Annotated in this window: 10 protein-coding genes; 3 read left to right on the top strand and 7 right to left on the bottom strand. The window is 57.8% G+C overall.

All coding sequences use genetic code 11. The features are described from left to right. Positions 1 to 60: 60 nt before the first annotated feature. Complete coding sequence (locus ASQ50_RS07570; protein WP_068351333.1) at positions 61 to 1,362, bottom strand: IS1380 family transposase; 1,302 nt, start codon at positions 1,360 to 1,362, stop codon at positions 61 to 63. Positions 1,363 to 2,104: 742 nt separating this feature from the next. On the opposite strand from ASQ50_RS07570, the gene aceE reads away from it, so the two are divergent. Next, on the top strand, positions 2,105 to 4,768 hold the full coding sequence (gene aceE / locus ASQ50_RS07565) for a pyruvate dehydrogenase (acetyl-transferring), homodimeric type (RefSeq protein ID WP_058092635.1): 2,664 nt from the start codon (positions 2,105 to 2,107) through the stop codon (positions 4,766 to 4,768). A gap of 10 nt (positions 4,769 to 4,778) precedes the next feature. Further along, entirely contained in the window at positions 4,779 to 6,428 is a 1,650-nt protein-coding gene (aceF, locus tag ASQ50_RS07560; protein ID WP_058092636.1) for a dihydrolipoyllysine-residue acetyltransferase, read from the top strand. 29 nt (positions 6,429 to 6,457) lie between these two features. Here aceF and ASQ50_RS07555 read toward each other — a convergent pair whose 3' ends face one another. The 6 genes from ASQ50_RS07555 to ASQ50_RS07530 form a co-directional block, all read right to left on the bottom strand. Next, positions 6,458 to 6,703, bottom strand: coding sequence for a type II toxin-antitoxin system Phd/YefM family antitoxin (locus ASQ50_RS07555; RefSeq protein WP_058092637.1), 246 nt, complete (start codon positions 6,701 to 6,703; stop codon positions 6,458 to 6,460). A gap of 133 nt (positions 6,704 to 6,836) precedes the next feature. Further along, positions 6,837 to 7,922: a hypothetical protein gene (locus ASQ50_RS07550; RefSeq protein ID WP_068351442.1), complete on the bottom strand. Its 1,086-nt coding sequence runs from the start codon at positions 7,920 to 7,922 to the stop codon at positions 6,837 to 6,839. Between the two features lie 19 nt (positions 7,923 to 7,941). Next, positions 7,942 to 9,039, bottom strand: a complete 1,098-nt coding sequence (locus tag ASQ50_RS07545) for a hypothetical protein (RefSeq protein ID WP_058092931.1) — start codon at positions 9,037 to 9,039, stop codon at positions 7,942 to 7,944. Positions 9,040 to 9,058: 19 nt separating this feature from the next. Further along, positions 9,059 to 10,156, bottom strand: a complete 1,098-nt coding sequence (locus tag ASQ50_RS07540) for a hypothetical protein (RefSeq protein ID WP_068351439.1) — start codon at positions 10,154 to 10,156, stop codon at positions 9,059 to 9,061. 19 nt (positions 10,157 to 10,175) lie between these two features. After that, the gene (locus tag ASQ50_RS07535) at positions 10,176 to 11,273 is read right to left on the bottom strand and encodes a hypothetical protein (RefSeq protein ID WP_058090442.1); all 1,098 of its coding nucleotides are present in this window, start codon (positions 11,271 to 11,273) and stop codon (positions 10,176 to 10,178) included. Continuing rightward, entirely contained in the window at positions 11,270 to 15,199 is a 3,930-nt protein-coding gene (locus tag ASQ50_RS07530) for a hypothetical protein (RefSeq protein WP_058090443.1), read from the bottom strand. Before ASQ50_RS07530 ends, ASQ50_RS07535 begins: the two co-directional genes overlap by 4 nt. 198 nt (positions 15,200 to 15,397) lie before the next feature. On the opposite strand from ASQ50_RS07530, the gene ASQ50_RS07525 reads away from it, so the two are divergent. Next, positions 15,398 to 16,579 (top strand): acyl-CoA dehydrogenase, encoded by a 1,182-nt coding sequence (locus tag ASQ50_RS07525; protein WP_058090444.1) that lies wholly within the window; start codon positions 15,398 to 15,400, stop codon positions 16,577 to 16,579. The last annotated feature ends 448 nt before the right edge of the window (positions 16,580 to 17,027 follow it).

Here is a 17,027-nt window from a genome sequence, read left to right as displayed (position 1 = left end):
TGTTGTCCGGACACACGACCCCCTTTCCCCCATTGCATCGGGCCGGGGGAGCCCGGGCTTCTATCCCGGAACCAGTTGACGTACCAGGTCAGAGAGTTCGTCTTTGTAAGGATAGGCATCGCTCATCAACACCCGTATGCGCCGAGTGTTGCGAATGATGACCGCGCCCACCTTGATCAGTTTCAGCCGCAGGTTACTGGCGCTCATTCTCTCGAAGGGCGTCTTCTTCAAGTGGGCCCGTAATCGCTCGAACAACGTGTAGGCAAAGCCCGATAGGAGCAACCGCCACTGATTGGTCCACCACCGCGTGCTGGAGGTGCGATCTGCGAACAGACACAACTGCTGATCCTTGATCCGGTTTTCCATATCGCCACGGGCGCAGTACTGCTCGTAGTAGAGCTTGAGGCCGTCGTCATAGCGGGAACTGATCACGAAGCGAGGGTTCGAGCCAAACTCACCTTCTTCCAGGCGAGCCACCACCCAGCGAGGGTATTTCCAGGTGTGGGCCTGGTACTGGAACCGGTAGGTGGCAGAGACTTTTTCTCCCAACTCCCCGTGAGCCCTGCGAACCAGCATCGAGGGCACGTCCACCTCCTTGAGCAGCCGGCTGTTTTTGCTGATGCCCACAAGGTAATCCACGTTATTCCGGTCGCACCAGCTCAGCAATCGGGGGCGATAGAAGCCGCTGTCACCCCGGAACACGATGCGGGTATCCGGCCAGTACTGCCGGATGAACTTCACCAGCAGGGCCAGAATGGCCCAGCTGTGGCGGCTGTCGCTTCGATTGCTGGTGCGCAGGTAGCTCACCAACAGGTGACGGCCGCAGAACACGTACAGCGGGAAGTAACAATGGTGATCGTAGTAGGCGTTAAAGAACTTGCCGGGCTGGTCGCCATGCACTGGAATGTCAGTGCCATCAAAATCCAGCACAATTTCCTTGGGTGGAGTCTCGTGCTGTTCAATGAAGTGATGCCACAGCAGTTCGTGGGCGTTGATCACCGCCTGCCGGTCCACGCGCTGTTCCATCCGGCACAAGGTCGATTTGCCCGCCAGAATGGCATCTTCACCGGTTGCGGTCTGAAGTGCCTGATCAGCGCGTAGCGCCTCGTGATCGTTGAGGTCTTCGTACCCGGCAGCCACGCCAAAGACCCGCTGCCGGACCATGGTTTGAAGCTTGTGGCGAACCAGCACGGGATTACGGGCATCGTCCAGCACCGTAGCCAGGCGCTGAGTGAGCTGGTGTTGTTTGTCGACTTCGCGAAGCAGGAGCAATCCGGCATCGGAGGTGATGTGGCCACCGGAGAAATCGGCTTCAATTTGGCGGCGAGAGAGTGGCGAGAAGGTCAGTTTTTCAGGTACCATTTCGGATAGCGGCTGTTGGTGCTTAGTGAACGGTGTAAGGTCCTGAAATTATACCGCTTTCAGCCGCTTTCTTTTATCCCCTCGTGAGAAATCCGGGTTAGGTGCCAAAGATAAAAGGAGGGTTAGCAACCTCCTTCACTGGTTAAAAAACGGGCAGGCAAGTATACATAAATCGAAATTCATTTTCAGGTCTAATTAATAATTCAGTGTTTGGCGGCTGAGTTAATCTCCAAAGCTCGCCGAATGTCGCTAATTTAAAGCGAAATGGCGCGAAAATCGCAGATTTGTTTGGGGTTAAGGTGTTTAGTATGGCGATGCAATTCGTAAGTACCAATGCGCTCATACATTGGTCTGATGCCTGGTTGTGAAAGTCATCGAAACCGGACATTATTGCGTAACTAATCTAAATAAAGTTGCTGTTTCGGCATTTCAAACGGCTGTTTGTTTGTTTTTCTGGCTAATTTTGTAGTAAAAGTACGAAAGTTTTGGCGTGCGGTGCGCCCAGTACAGCCGGTGTCGGGAAGTTCGGGGCCAAAAGCTCCGCCCGCAGCCGGCCCGCGCGGCAGGAAAAATGTGAAAGCTGTTCTATGCTTGAGAGAGGTCAAACGCGTTATTAAGCATTTCTCGCAAGCTGATGTATCCACAATAAAACTGCAGGTTATCGCAGCATTTCAAGTTTGCACCGTGACAGGCTGCTGATCGTGGCCCACGAGGCACCTTTTGAGTCCAAGGGGAGGGTTTGATGTACCAGGATGATGATCCCATTGAAACCAGTGAATGGCTTGATGCGCTGGAATCTCTGATCGAGAACGAAGGCGTTGATCGGGCCAAATACATTCTGGAGCGCCTGTCTGAGCGCGCCAGCCGCGATGGCACCGCGCTGCCGTATTCCATCACCACGCCATTCCGCAACAGCATTCCGGTTGCCAAGCAGGCGCAGATGCCGGGCGACCTGTTCATGGAGCGGCGCATTCGCTCGCTGATCCGCTGGAACGCCATGGCCATGGTGGTGCGGGCCAACAAGCGCCCGGGCGACCTGGGCGGCCATATTTCCACCTTCTCTTCTGCCGCCACATTGTATGACGTGGGCTTCAACTATTTCTTCCACGGTGGCGACGACAAGCGGGAATCTGACCTGGTGTACTTCCAGGGCCACGCCGCGCCGGGTATCTATGCGCGCTCCTTCCTGGAAGGCCGCTTTAGCGAGGAACAACTCGACAAGTATCGGGAAGAGGTGGACGGTGAAGGCCTGTCCTCCTACCCGCACCCCTGGCTGATGCCGGATTACTGGCAGTTCCCTACCGTTTCCATGGGTCTGGGGCCGATTCAGGCCATCTACCAGGCCCACGTGATGAAGTACCTGCACAGCCGTGAGCTGACCGATATGGACAACCGCAAGGTGTGGGCGTTCATCGGTGACGGCGAGTGCGACGAGCCGGAAACCCTCGGCTCCATTTCCAAGGCTGGGCGCGAGAACCTGGATAACCTGATCTTCGTGGTTAACTGCAACCTGCAGCGGCTGGACGGGCCGGTGCGGGGTAACGGCAAAATCATCCAGGAACTCGAAGGCGTGTTCCGTGGTGCTGGCTGGAACGTGATCAAAGTCGTATGGGGTCGCCATTGGGACCCGCTCTACGCCAAAGACGAAAATGGCGCCATGCAGCGTGCCATGGATGAAATCTGCGACGGTGACTTGCAGAACTTCAGCTTCAAGGGCCCGGCATACACCCGCAAGGAATTCTTCGGTCGTTACCCGGAACTGGCGAAGCTGGTTGAGGACATGTCGGATGAGGAGATCAGCAAGCTCAACCGCGGCGGTCATGATCCCTACAAAGTCTATGCCGCCTACCACAAGGCGGTGAACCAGGCCAACGGCAAGCCGACGGTCATTCTGGCTCACACCATCAAAGGCTACGGTTTTGGCGCGGCGGGCGAAGCCCAGAACACCGCCCACTCCCTGAAGAAGCTGGATATCGACACCCTGAAGGAATTCCGGGACCGTTTCGGTGTGCCCCTGAAAGACGACGAGCTGGAAGAGGTGCCTTACTACCGCCCGGCGCCAGACAGCCCGGAACTGGTGTACATGAAAAAGCGCCGGCAGGATCTCGGCGGCTTCTATCCGAAGCGCAACAAGGACTGCCAGCCGCTGCAGATTCCGGAGCTGGATATCTTCAAGCAAGTATTGGAAGGCTCTGACGGCCGTGCTATCTCAACCACCATGGCGTTTGTGCGCATCCTGAGCGCCTTGGTGAAAGACAAGCGCATCGGCAAGCGTGTGGTGCCTATTGTTCCGGACGAAGCTCGCACCTTTGGTATGGAAGGGATGTTCCGTCAACTCGGTATCTACACCTCCGAAGGCCAGAAGTATGTGCCCCAGGATCGTGACCAGATCATGTACTACCGGGAAGACAAGAAAGGCCAGATCATGCAGGAGGGCATTAACGAAGCCGGTGCCATGGCCACCTGGATGGCGGCTGCCACGTCCTACAGCACCAACAGCTACCCGCTGATTCCGTTCTATGTGTTCTATTCCATGTTCGGCTTCCAACGTGTGGGCGACCTGGCCTGGGCCTCCGGCGACATGCAGGCTCGCGGCTTCCTTATTGGCGGTACCGCCGGCCGTACCACCCTGAACGGTGAAGGCCTGCAGCATCAGGATGGCCACAGCCATGTGCTGGCCAACACCATTCCGAACTGCAAGGCCTACGACCCGGCCTACGGTTACGAAATGGCCGTGGTGATTCGCCACGGTATGAAAGAAATGTTCGAAGACAACAAAAACGTCTTCTACTACCTGACCATCGAAAACGAAAACTACGAACAGCCTGCCATGCCGAAAGACTGCGAAGACGGCATCATCAAGGGCATGTACAAGTATGAATCGGTGGAAACCAAGGGCCGCAAGAAGAGCCCGAGGGTTCAGTTGCTGGGTGCCGGCGCGATCATGAACGAAGTGCGCGAAGCCGCCCAGATGCTGAAGGACGACTGGGGCGTAGCCTCCGACGTGTGGAGCGTGACCAGCTTTAACGAACTCGCCCGCGACGGTCAGCACGTAGAGCGCTGGAACCACCTGCACCCGGACGACAAGCCGCGCCAGGCCTATGTTACCCAGTGCCTGGAGAAAGCCCAGGGGCCGGTCGTGTCTGCCACCGACTACATCAAACTGCACTCCGAGCAGTTGCGGGCCTTTATCCCGAAAACCTTTATGACCCTGGGCACAGACGGTTTCGGCCGCAGCGACACCCGCGAGAAGCTGCGCAGCTTCTTTGAGGTGGACCGCTACTACATCACCGTCACCGCCCTGTCTGCCCTGGCCAAAGATGGTGAGATCAAGCTTGACCAGGTTCTCGAAGCCATGCGCAAGTACGGAATCGATCGCAACAAAACGAACCCGGTGCTGAGCTAAGGAGACCGCCATGAGTGAACAGGAAATCAAGGTTCCCGATCTCGGCGGTGCTGATGAAGTCGAGGTCATCGAAATCATCGTCAGTGCAGGGGACTCCGTTGAAGAAGAAGATCCGATTCTGACCGTAGAATCCGACAAAGCCTCCGTGGAGCTGCCGGCGCCCGCCGCCGGTAAGATCACCAAAATCACCGTGAAGGTGGGTGACAAGGTCAAGGAAGGCGATGTGATCGGCATCATGGAAGGTGGTGCCGGAGGCTCTGGTGATGCGGGCGACGACAAGGCCGACGAGCCCGAACCGAAAGCAGAAAGTAAACCCGAGGCGAAACCCGAAGACAGCAAACCGACGCCGAAGAAAGAATCCGGCGGCTCCCGCACCGAAGTGGTGAAGGTTCCGTCATTGGATGGCTTTGACGACGTGCCGGTGATTGAAATCAACGTGGCAGAAGGCGACACCGTTGGCGAGGATGATCCACTGGTCACCGTGGAATCCGATAAGGCCACCATGGAAATTCCGTCACCCTACGCCGGCAAGATCGGCAAGATCCTGGTGAAGGAAGGCGACAAGCTTTCTGAAGGCGTGGACCTGCTGGAGATGACCATCCAAGAGGGTGGTGGCGACGAGGAAGAGGCGCCAGATTCCGGTGAAAGCACCAAGGCTGACAGTCAGGGCGGCAAGCCCGAAGCAAAAGCCGACAAGCAGGAAGTCGCGCCCCAGCCCCAGGGTTCCACCTACGAGCCACCGGCGCCGGGCACCAAGGTGCATGCCGGCCCAGCCGTGCGCAAGCTGGCCCGGGAACTGGGTGCAGACCTCACACGGGTGAAGGGTTCCGGCCCGAAAAGCCGCATCCTGAAAGACGACGTGCACGCCTATGTGAAGAGCCAGCTGCAACAGGCCCAGCAGGGCACGGGTGTGGCGACAGGTTCCGGCATTCCGGGCGTGAAGCTGCCGGACTTCAGCCAGTTTGGTGAAGTGGAGCGCGAAGGCATGTCCCGCATGATGGCGGCTACCGCCACCAACATGCAGCGCAGCTGGTTGAACGTACCCCACGTTACCCAGTTTGACGATGCCGACATCACCGAAATGGAAGACTTCCGCAAGGCCCAGAAAGCGGCCGGCGAAAAGCGTGGCGTGAAAATGACCCCGCTGCCGTTCCTGCTCAAGGCCTGCGCCGCCGCGTTGGCGGAACTGCCTCAGTTCAACGTGTCTCTGGACATGGAACGCAAAGAGGTGGTGCGCAAGAAGTACATCCACATCGGTATTGCGGTGGACACACCCCATGGCCTGATGGTGCCGGTGATCCGGGACGTTGATCAGAAAGGCCTGTGGGAACTGGCCGCCGAGAGCGCCGAACTGGCCCAGAAGGCGAGAGACAAGCAGCTGAAGCCAGCAGAAATGCAGGGCGCCTGCTTTACCATCACCAGCCTGGGTGGCATTGGCGGCACCGCGTTCACGCCCATCGTGAACACACCGGAAGTGGCCATCCTGGGGGTCTCCAAGGCATCCATGAAGCCGGTGTGGGACGGCAAGGCATTCCAGCCACGGCTGATGCTGCCGCTGTCGTTGTCTTACGACCACCGGGCGGTGAACGGGGCGGATGCAGCCCGGTTTACCAACCTGCTGACGCAGCTGTTGGGGGATATTCGTACACTGCTGCTGTAGTCCTGAATTGAGGGCCGCTCCGTAGCTTCTTAGTGGCGGGGCGGCTTTCTCGTCTTTGCATTGAGCCTGGCCAAATCTCTACCAATTTGCTGCATCAGGCTCTTACTTTGGAGAGCGAGAAGGGTTTCCTGCTCTCGCTCCCAGTCCTCAGCACTCATCACCACGAAAGCTTCTCCGGCTCGGCGTGTAACCTTGACCGGTTCATGCTGACTAATTACCTGCTCAACAACATTTTCCAAGTTATCTCTAAACTTGTTTACACTGATTGTGTCCATGAAGCACCTCTATGTGTGGATATTTCGTGCAACTATGCATCACCAGCCCTAACGCAGTCATCAGGCTCGTTCTGGCTTTCGGCCTCCGACGGATTGCCCTGTCGGGTCGCCGTTTATGGCTGGCGTAAGGTATCTACTCTGCTGAAGCCATATGTTGCCGGCGTCGCCTTGGTGAGTGTGCCCAACTATTCCTCATGATATCCAGCCGCCCTGGGGTGTTCAGCCGGAGCACCTGAAGCGCCATCTCGTCGTTTTTCTGTTTCCAGGTATCGTTATCCATGTCCCGCCAGTAACGGGGCGGGCGTTTGGTTCGTCGGTCGTGTTCGGCGGTGACCGGGTCATTGGCGCGATGTTCTTCCCACAGGGGAATGTCCGGCAGTGGCCGGCTGGTGTCCATGAAGTTCTGGAACATGTCCCACAGGGCGTAGCACTCCTCGGGGCTGGTTTTGCCGATCAGGGTGCCGATGGGGATCAGGATGTTGCGGTACCGGTGGGCCAGGTACAAGGTATGCACCACCCCGCCGCCGTGGATCAGTTCGTTGGAGGTGTAGGCATCGAATTCGTAAAACGGCGCGGTTTCTTCCTCCGGCTGGCCGGTTTTACCCCAGGCGCCTTTCTTGTCGTAATGAAACACCGTTACCAGGCCTGTGCGGCGATTGAGCTCCCACAGCGGGCCTTTGTCGGGCTTGATGAGCTGCCGGGGGAAGAGTTTGAACAGGGCAGTGGGGACGAGGTTGCAGGCGATAAGGGGACCTACAAAAATGGCCAGAATTGGGATAAAGGCGATCAGCATCTGGCCAAAGGTTTCATCTGGTGGGCTGAGTCTCCAGTGGGAGAAAAAGCCAATTGTTACCGGCAGCATCATAAAGGCGATGACGACAGGATTACCGAATGCATTGAAAAACAGAAGAATACGGGTTCTCAGTGCCGCCGTCGCATGGCGATAGCATTCATGATCAATGCGCTGATGGGTCTGAAGGTCCCCGAACGGCAATGGGTTCTTCTCGAACTTTCGGAGTATTTCGGGGCGATTTCGCCGTCGAATGATCTGTGGTGCGACATCCTCTGTGTGGCCCCAGGGCAGTTTCCGGTCGGCTTTTCGGTTGAACCAGGGCTGTGCCGGGTTGGCGCCCGGAGCCGGGCGCTTTTGCAGAGGAAGCTGTTCGGAATCATAGGCCTTCGGGCCGTAGTATCTCGATGCAGGTTTATCCGTTGTCATCCTGTGGCTTCCATACTCTTCACTCAGTGGCCTGCCTTGAGGTGACGGGCCGCTGTCGCCGAGGTCTTGGTGAGGACACCCAACTATTCCGCATGATATCCAGCCGCCCCGGGGTGCTCAGCCGGAGCACCTGAAGCGCCATCTCGTCGTTTTTCTGTTTCCAGGTATCGTTATCCATATCTCGCCAGTAACGGGGCGGGCGATTGATTCGTCGGTCGTGTTCGGCGGTAACCGGGTCATTGGCGCGATGCTCTTCCCACAGGGGAATGTCCGGCAGTGGCCGGCTGGTGTCCATGAAGTTCTGGAACATGTCCCACAGGGCGTAGCACTCCTCGGGGTTGGTTTTGCCGATCAGGGAGCCGATGGGGATCAGGATGTTGCGGTACCGATGGGCCAGGTACAAGGTATGCACCACCCCGCCGCCGTGAATGAGTTCGTTGGAGGTGTAGGCATCGAACTCGTAAAACGGTGCTGACTCTTCTTCTGGCTGACCGGTTTTGCCCCAGACTCCTTTTTTATCGTAGTGAAACACCGTCACCAGGCCGGTGCGGCGATTGAGTTCCCACAGCGGGCCCTTGTCCGGCTTGATGAGCTGCCGGGGGAAGAGTTTGAACAGGGCGGTGGGGATGAGATTGCAGGCGAAAAGGGGAACAAATACCCAGGAAAGCGCCCATAGGATCTCTATGAAATAGTCAACGTGATCCGTGCTGCTGGGTTTGTGGTAATAGGCAATTGCGACGGCAATGAGCATCGGAATTGAAACAATACCGATGAGTATAGGGTGACCAAAAGCGCTGAAAAATAGAAGGATACGGGTTCTTAGTGACGCCGTCGCATGGCGATAGCGCTCGTGGTCAATACGCTGGTGGAAATCAACGTTGGCGAAATTGTTCGGCTCCTTCTCGAAGCGTCTGAGCGTTGCTGGGGAATAATCCGTGCGATAAGACTGGGGGGCCACATCCTCTGTGTGGCCCCAAGGTAGCTTCCGGTCGGCTTTTCGGTTAAACCAGGGCAAGGCTGGGTTGGCGCCCGGTGCCGGGCGCTTTTGCAGAGGAAGCTGTTCGGAATCATAGGCCTTCGGACCGTAGTATCCCGGTGACGGTTTATCGGTTGTCATCCTGTGGCTTCCATACTCTTCACTCTGTGGCCTGCCGTGAGGCGACGGGCCGCTGTCGCCGAGGCCTTGGTGAGTACGCCCAACTATTCCGCATGATATCCAGCCGCCCTGGCGTGTTCAGCCGCAGCACCTGAAGCGCCATCTCGTCGTTTTTCTGTTTCCAGGTATCGTTATCCATATCTCGCCAGTAACGGGGCGGCCGATTGGTTCGCTGGTCGTGTTCGGCGGTGACCGGGTCATTGGCGCGATGTTCTTCCCACAGGGGAATGTCCGGCAGTGGCCGGCTGGTGTCCATGAAGTTCTGGAACATGTCCCACAGGGCGTAGCACTCCTCGGGGCTGGTTTTGCCGATCAGGGTGCCGATGGGGATCAGGATGTTGCGGTACCGGTGGGCCAGGTACAAGGTATGCACCACCCCGCCGCCGTGGATCAGTTCGTTGGAGGTGTAGGCATCGAATTCGTAAAACGGCGCGGTTTCTTCCTCCGGCTGGCCGGTTTTACCCCAGGCGCCTTTCTTGTCGTAATGAAACACCGTTACCAGGCCTGTGCGGCGATTGAGCTCCCACAGCGGGCCTTTGTCGGGCTTGATGAGCTGCCGGGGGAAGAGTTTGAACAGGGCAGTGGGGACGAGGTTGCAGGCGATAAGGGGACCTACAAAAATGGCCAGAATTGGGATAAAGGCGATCAGCATCTGGCCAAAGGTTTCATCTGGTGGGCTGAGTCTCCAGTGGGAGAAAAAGCCAATTGTTACCGGCAGCATCATAAAGGCGATGACGACAGGATTACCGAATGCATTGAAAAACAGAAGAATACGGGTTCTCAGTGCCGCCGTAGCATGGCGATAGCGCTCATGGTCAATACGCTGGTGGAAATCAATGTTAGCGAAATTATTCGGTTCTCTCTCGAAACCCCTGAGCGTCGCTGGAGAATAATCCGTCCGATAAGACTGGGGGGCCACATCCTCTGTGTGCCCCCAGGGCAGTTTTCGGTCGGCTTTTCGATTAAACCAGGGCTGTGCCGGATTGGCGCCAGGTGCCGGGCGCTTTTGCTGGGGGAGGTGTTCAGAATTGTAGGCCTTCGGGCTGTAATATCCCGGTGACGGTTTATCCGTTGTCATCCTGTGGCTTCCATACTCTTCACTCAGTGGCCTGCCTTGAGGTGACGGGCCGCTGTCGCCGAGGTCTTGGTGAGTACGCCCAACTATTCCTCATGATATCCAGCCGCCCCGGGGTGTTCAGCCGCAGTACCTGAAGTCCCATCTCCTCATTCTTTTGCTTCCAGGTATCGTTATCCATATCCCTCCAGTAACGAAGCGGCCGGTTGGTTCGTCGGTCGTGTTCGGCGGTGACCGGGTCATTGGCGCGATGTTCTTCCCACAGGGGAATGTCCGGTAGCGGCCGGCTGGTGTCCATGAAGTTCTGGAACATGTCCCACAGGGCGTAGCATTCTTCGGGGTTGGTTTTGCCGATCAGGGTGCCGATGGAGATCAGGATGTTGCGGTACCGGTGGGCCAGGTACAGGGTATGCACCACCCCGCCGCCGTGGATCAGTTCGTTGGAGGTGTAGGCATCGAATTCGTAAAACGGAGCGGTTTCTTCCTCCGGATGGCCGGTTTTGCCCCAGACTCCTTTTCTATCGTAATGAAACACCGTTACCAGGCCGGTGCGGCGATTGAGTTCCCACAGCGGGCCCTTGTCGGGCTTGATGAGCTGCCGGGGGAAGAGTTTGAACAGGGCAGTGGGGATGAGGTTGCAGGCGATTAAGGGACCTAAGAACGTTGCTAGTATTGGGAGAAATGCAAGAAGTGTCGTCCCGAACGGCTCACTCTTTGGCCGAATATGGAGATGGCCTGCGAACCCTAAGGCGATTGGGAACATCATAAAGGCGATGACGACAGGATTACCGAATGCATTGAAAAACAGAAGAATACGGGTTCTCAGTGCCGCCGTAGCATGGCGATAGCGCTCATGGTCAATACGCTGGTGGAAATCAATGTTAGCGAAATTATTCGGTTCTCTCTCGAAACCCCTGAGCGTCGCTGGAGAATAATCCGTCCGATAAGACTGGGGGGCCACATCCTCTGTGTGCCCCCAGGGCAGCTTCCGATCGGCTTTTCGGTTAAACCAGGGCTGTGCCGGATTAGCACCAGGTGCCGGGCGTTTTTGCTGGGGGAGATGTCCGGAATCATAGGCCTTCGGGCCGTAGTATCCCGATGCAGGTTTATCCGTTGTCATCCCGTGGCTCCCGGGTTGCTGAAGTTATTGATCCAGAAAAGCTGCTTTTTGTCACTGAAGTCCGGCTCCGTATGCTCATTATCTTTGGCGTCGAAAAGGGTTGAATCCTTGGGTGGCGGTGCCGGAAAAGCGAGTCCCCGGATGCCGGTTTCCAGGCGAACTTGGGCTTTTGGCTGCCAGGAGTAGCTCACATTGTGAGTGCTGAGCGGTATGCGAAGAAACTTGGTCGTTTCCGTATGGGGAGAGGGTGTTCTGACGATGTATTCGTAACCATCCGGCGTGGCGCCCTCCCGGAGAATGTATCTGTGCATTTCGGTGTCTGGAACCGGCTGAGAGGCCAATGGAACCGAGTGGTTGCTATCCTGTTTAACTCGGTGGCTGAGTAGTTGAAGCTTGAACGTCATTTGTTGTTCCGTGAAGCCGGTCAAGCCCGGTAAATTGGTTTCCAGGCGGATGAGGTGTGTTGCCTGGGCAAGATCATGATTGTCCAACCCCTGGCGTTTTAGCGCTACGCGGGTAATTTCCGGAATCGGGGATAGGGTTACTCGCACCTGAGAGAGCAAGTACACCAGCCGGTACCAGGCTTCCAGTGCGTTGTTGTCGCCTTGCAGATGCGGCAGTCCGTCGTGTTCGCCAAAAGGACCGTTCTTCAGCCAGTTCTCTATCGGTTCGTCTTCGTAGAGGGCAACAAGTGCCGCACCCCCGAGGATCAGGCAGAGGCCGGCCCAGCCCAGAGGACCCATGCCCAGTAGAGTGAGTTGGGCTGGCACCAATGCAGAAAGGGTTGTCACGACACCACCGACAGTAACGATACCATGACCGAGAGCAGCCTGATCGCCAGTGTTTATTGCATAGATTGTGTCAGAAAGGCTAACACCAGTAAGCGCTAATCCTCCTATGCCGCCAAGCAGCATTTTGACCGTGAGAGCTTCTGCCCTGAAGATTCTTGCGATGAATTTGGCGCCCTCGCCTCTGAATTGATACTGGAGTGCGGAGGCGATCCTGTTTCTGGTTGCCTCGTTAGCAAAGCGCTCAGACAAAAGAATTGCCGCTAAGGCTCCGCCGTACCCAGAAGACAATAGTCCAGAAATAGCTCGATAACCGCTGCGTTCACGGGATGTTCTCTTTAGAGAACCAAACGCATTCGCCACATTAACCGCCTCAATAGCCAACACCACCAACGGCAACGCCGGTGTATTCAGCACCCGGTGCAACCGGCTTCGCTCGGCAGCGTTGAGGTCCACCCGGTGGGCTTTGGCTTCGCCCTCCAGCTTGCGAATCTCCGCGTTGATATCCCGAATCCGGCCGCCGGTCTGCTTCAGTTCGTCGACCACCTGATTGTACCGGCTCTGGGCCGCCTGCAACTTCGCCTTGAGTTCTTCATGGTTGCCATTAGCCTCGGCCAGGGCCCGGCGTGCCAGGGTCAGCTGATTCTCGGCCCGGGTCAGTGCCTGGATAGCCTGGGTGGTGGGCTTGTCCCGGCTCAGTACCCAAACCAGTGCCTTGCCTGCGGCGGGCGTTTCCGGGTTATAGCGTGCGCCGTCTGGCCCCAGATCTTCCAGGCCAAGCACGTATTTGCCTTGGGCAATGGCGTCGCTCAATGTCATTTGCTGCAAATCCGGCAGCATTTCAGGCATGGCCCGGCGTATGCCTTCCATGGGGTTTGCCATGGCAGCAATGCGCTGGGCCATCAGGCGATGCTGGATGGCCTGCCGGGTTTGGGCGTGTTGCTGTTCCAGGCGTGCGCTGGCTTGGTCAAAGTCTTTGAGGGCTTTGGCGGCGGCCTGTTCTTTCCTGAATGCTTCATCGCTGTTGCGCTTCATCCATTCCTGGCTGGCCGCGTCGTGTTCGGCTTTCAGGGCTGCGCGGCGCTGGGCCAGGCGGGTGTGTTCGTCGTTCAGGTTCTGGAGTTGTCGGTCGTTGTTCTCCAGCGCGGCCATGGCGGAACGGATGGACTGGTGCAGTTCTCTATGAGCGCTGTCCAGTGTTCTCATTCCTGATCGCATTCCTGCCAGCATCAGGGTGTTTGAGGCACCGCTTTGGATATCCTCTGCCAACCTAAGGCCTTCCACGGTCAGTATTTCGCTGACATCCTCCGGCAAATCCAGCTTTTCCAGGGCAGCGAGGGCGGCACCCCGGAATACACCCGTGCCATCGTTGGGTTCAGGCGTTTCCGGGGGCTGGTAGGGTTCGGTTTGGCTGTCTGGTGTGGTTTGCGGCCATAACATGCGGGCGAGAGAGACCTCCTCTCGCGAGGCACTGGCGGCTGCCTGTTCGGTACAAAGTGATCTTACCCAGATTTTGCCGTCGCTGTCCGGGCTGGGCTGGCTGTGTTCCGGGTCCAGTGGGTCTTGCTTGCAGGCGGGTTCCAGGGTGTCGCTGATAAAATGCCCGGCGCAACGGAAAGCGCCGGCATAGTCGAAACCTTCGGTGCTGAACAGGTCCGCCAGGGCTTGTTGATAGGGCTGGCGTTTCAGGCATTGCAGCAGTTCGGCCTGGGCCAGGGTCAGGTAGTGTTGGCCCAGGGTTCGCTCTTCGGTCATCAGTACCCGGCGAATTTTCTGGTGACCACTGGAAGGCAATGCCAGGCTGTATTTGAACAGCGGGTTCTTCTGGCGACCGATCCGGCCCGGCAGGATGATCTGGTTTACCAGGAGGGCGTTTTCCAGTTGCGGATTCTTACGGGCTTTTTCGGCACACAGTTCCAGCAGATGGCGCGCCGTGTTGATGCGTGCTTGCTGGTGCCGCAGCTCGTAAAAATGATCTTCAATGCGCAGACCGCAAACGCCCCGGTTTCTCAAATCGCCAAGGGCGTCTGTCTGGCAATCGCTGGTTCGCCATTCATCGTAGCTGAATGGCCGTTCCGGTGGGGTTTCACTGGACCGGTCCAGGTCTTTTTGAATCGCAATGCCAAGCGCGGCCGGTTCGGGGTGTTCGAAGGGGGCCAGGGGCTCGGTGCGCTCTCCGGCATTCCACTCTTCATAAAGGCTGGCCGCCATGTCCAGTGCTTTGCCGGCGTAGGTTCCGGTAGTATCGGCCAGGTACTCCCAGGGCCGCTCAAACTGCCATTCTTTGGCCGGCGCCCTGGGTCTCTGTGCTTCGACTTTATCTAATCGGAACACCGTTCGCTTGGCGGCATCCGGCCAGCGGGCGAAGCCCATCTGGGGTTGGTCCGCCGGGTACAGGTCCCGGAACTGGCTGCACCGGTAGTGGCGAAGCCCGGAATCGCTCTGCAGGCAATTCAGCCGCGCTGCAGAGAGGGGAGATTCGCTGAAGGCGGCTTCAAGGGACTGGTCCTGGCCGTCGAGGCGAACGGGTATCCACACATCCGTCAGCGGTTTGCCCACGGCGGGGCGACGGTCTTCGGTAAATTGGCCGTCTTCGGTGCGGTGGTCCGCCAACCTCACGTCGCGGAATTGCGGCCGGTTGCCTTCCCAGGCGATTTGCAGCTCTCGCCAGAGCATGCCGCTGCGGAACAGATACAGAAAACCGGGGCGGGCGAGGGCGGGCCAGGTCAGGTGTTTGCCTTCGTGATTCATTCCCCGTACCCAGGCCATGGGCACGGTTGGCATCAGGATATTGGCGGTGGTTTCGGACTGGATGCTTTCGGGCGCCGGAGCATCCGTGAGCGGAAGGTGAATCGGCGCGCCGGATTCTGCATCCACCTCCAGCACCGCCCGGCTGGCGGGCTGGTTACGCCAGGGCCAGATGTGCAGGGCGGATTCCGCGTTGCTGACCTCGCGCAGATAACTTTTCTGGATACCATCCGGCAGGCGCCGTGCAACCCCGGGGAACGGGGCTTCTGCCGTCTGAAAAACCACCGGGCGCTGCTCCTGGCTGTGCTTGCTGCCAAGCACCGCAACGATGAAATCACAGAAGGTGCAGGGAGGGCCGTCTGAAAGGCGGCTATGGGCCAGATTGCTCATGGTGACATTCCTTATCAATGGATGAGAGAAGCTTCTTGCTTCAATGCTCCGGAATTTTATATTCCCCGGATGGTGATGTCACATTGCTGCGCCTGCCGGTTCCGGAATTTGTGATGTATTGCGGGCCTTCCGGCAGCTTGAAACCGGGCCGGGCTAAAGCGATAGTGGGCGTAACAATACCGTTAAAGTGACAAAACCATGGCCAACAAACCAAGCTTCAATTGGGAAGACCCCCTGCTGCTGGATCAGCAGCTCTCCGAAGACGAACGCATGGTGCGCGACAGCGCCCGGCAGTTTGCTGACAAGAAACTCCGCCCCCGTGTGGTGGAGGCCTTCCGTAACGAACACACCGATCCTGCTATCTTCCGCGAAATGGGCGAGAGCGGCCTGCTGGGGGCTACTCTGCCGGAGCAGTATGGCGGCAGTGGTCTCAACTATGTGAGCTATGGGCTGATCGCCCGTGAGATCGAGCGTGTGGATTCCGGCTATCGCTCCATGATGAGTGTGCAGTCCTCACTGGTGATGGTGCCCATCTACGAATTCGGTAACGAAGAAACCCGACAGAAATACCTGCCCAGGCTGGCCTCCGGTGAATGGATTGGCTGCTTCGGCCTGACCGAGCCAGACTACGGTTCAGATCCCGGCGCCATGATTACCCGTGCCCGCAAAGTAGACGGCGGCTACCGCCTGACCGGCAGCAAGATGTGGATCACCAACAGCCCGATCGCGGATGTGTTTGTGGTCTGGGCCAAGGACGATGACGACAAGATTCGGGGCTTTGTGCTGGAGAAGGGCTGGCAGGGCCTGAGCGCCCCGGTCATTCACGGCAAGGTGGGCCTGCGGGCGTCGATCACCGGTGAAATCGCGATGGATAACGTCTTCGTGCCGGAAGAAAACGCCTTCCCCGATGTGCGCGGCCTGAAGGGCCCGTTCACCTGCCTGGATTCCGCCCGCTATGGCATCGCCTGGGGTGCCCTGGGTGCGGCGGAAGACTGCTGGCATACCGCCCGGCAGTATGTGCTGGACCGCCAACAGTTCGGCCGGCCCCTGGCGGCGAATCAGCTGATCCAGAAAAAGCTGGCCGACATGCAAACGGAAATCACCCTGGCCCTGCAGGGCAGCCTGCGCCTGGGCCGGATGAAAGACGAAGGCACGGCGGCGGTGGAGATAACCTCCATCATGAAGCGCAACTCCTGCGGCAAGGCACTCGAGGTAGCTCGCCTGGCCCGCGACATGCTCGGTGGCAATGGCATCAGTGACGAATTCGGTGTTGCGTGCCACCTGGTGAACCTGGAAGTGGTGAACACCTACGAGGGCACCCACGATGTCCACGCGTTGATTCTTGGCCGGGCTCAGACAGGGATTCAGGCTTTCTTCTGAGCCTGTCGCCTCGGCCAATGCCGAACCGATGCCAGCCATCCACTATCAGCCCCATGAACATTGAGAACAATGACATGAGGCTCCCATGAACCCGGCAAACTGGCTAATAGAGTTCCTCAGCAGCAGGTCAGGGCCTTGGCCGCTGGCCTGCTGCTGGTTTGATCAATTAGCAAAGAACATCCAATCGAAATAGTCGTGCAGATCCTGCATGGCAATGGCTTCAGAAGGCTGGGTAAGCTCGAACAGAACAGACTGGTCTTGGGCTATTTTCATGGTGTCACCTCATGGGGTTGCGACAGTAGAGGCCGGGCAGCGTTGCGGAGGCCGGCTTTGCAATCAGAACATTGCATCAGTCGTGCCAAAGGTGCGGAAACGGCTAACTTGTTGAGTTTTCAGGGGTGGTGTGAAGCGCAATTCGGGGCGAGTGAGCGTAGTGATGCATGGCGGT

Source organism: Marinobacter sp. LQ44 (assembly GCF_001447155.2).
Taxonomy (GTDB): Bacteria; Pseudomonadota; Gammaproteobacteria; order Pseudomonadales; family Oleiphilaceae; genus Marinobacter.
The sequence above is the reverse complement of the archived record's forward strand: the minus strand, read 5'-3'. Positions and strand labels throughout refer to the sequence as shown.

Excerpts from the sequence above, each read along its gene's own strand:
- aceF (WP_058092636.1), top strand. The coding sequence starts at position 4,779 with ATGAGTGAACAGGAAATCAAGGTTCCCGATCTCGGCGGTGCTGATGAA.
- ASQ50_RS07550 (WP_068351442.1), bottom strand. The coding sequence starts at position 7,922 with ATGACAACGGATAAACCTGCATCGAGATACTACGGCCCGAAGGCCTAT.
- ASQ50_RS07545 (WP_058092931.1), bottom strand. The coding sequence starts at position 9,039 with ATGACAACCGATAAACCGTCACCGGGATACTACGGTCCGAAGGCCTAT.
- aceE (WP_058092635.1), top strand. The coding sequence starts at position 2,105 with ATGTACCAGGATGATGATCCCATTGAAACCAGTGAATGGCTTGATGCG.
- ASQ50_RS07530 (WP_058090443.1), bottom strand. The coding sequence starts at position 15,199 with ATGAGCAATCTGGCCCATAGCCGCCTTTCAGACGGCCCTCCCTGCACC.
- ASQ50_RS07555 (WP_058092637.1), bottom strand. The coding sequence starts at position 6,703 with ATGGACACAATCAGTGTAAACAAGTTTAGAGATAACTTGGAAAATGTT.
- ASQ50_RS07525 (WP_058090444.1), top strand. The coding sequence starts at position 15,398 with ATGGCCAACAAACCAAGCTTCAATTGGGAAGACCCCCTGCTGCTGGAT.
- ASQ50_RS07570 (WP_068351333.1), bottom strand. The coding sequence starts at position 1,362 with ATGGTACCTGAAAAACTGACCTTCTCGCCACTCTCTCGCCGCCAAATT.
- ASQ50_RS07535 (WP_058090442.1), bottom strand. The coding sequence starts at position 11,273 with ATGACAACGGATAAACCTGCATCGGGATACTACGGCCCGAAGGCCTAT.
- ASQ50_RS07540 (WP_068351439.1), bottom strand. The coding sequence starts at position 10,156 with ATGACAACGGATAAACCGTCACCGGGATATTACAGCCCGAAGGCCTAC.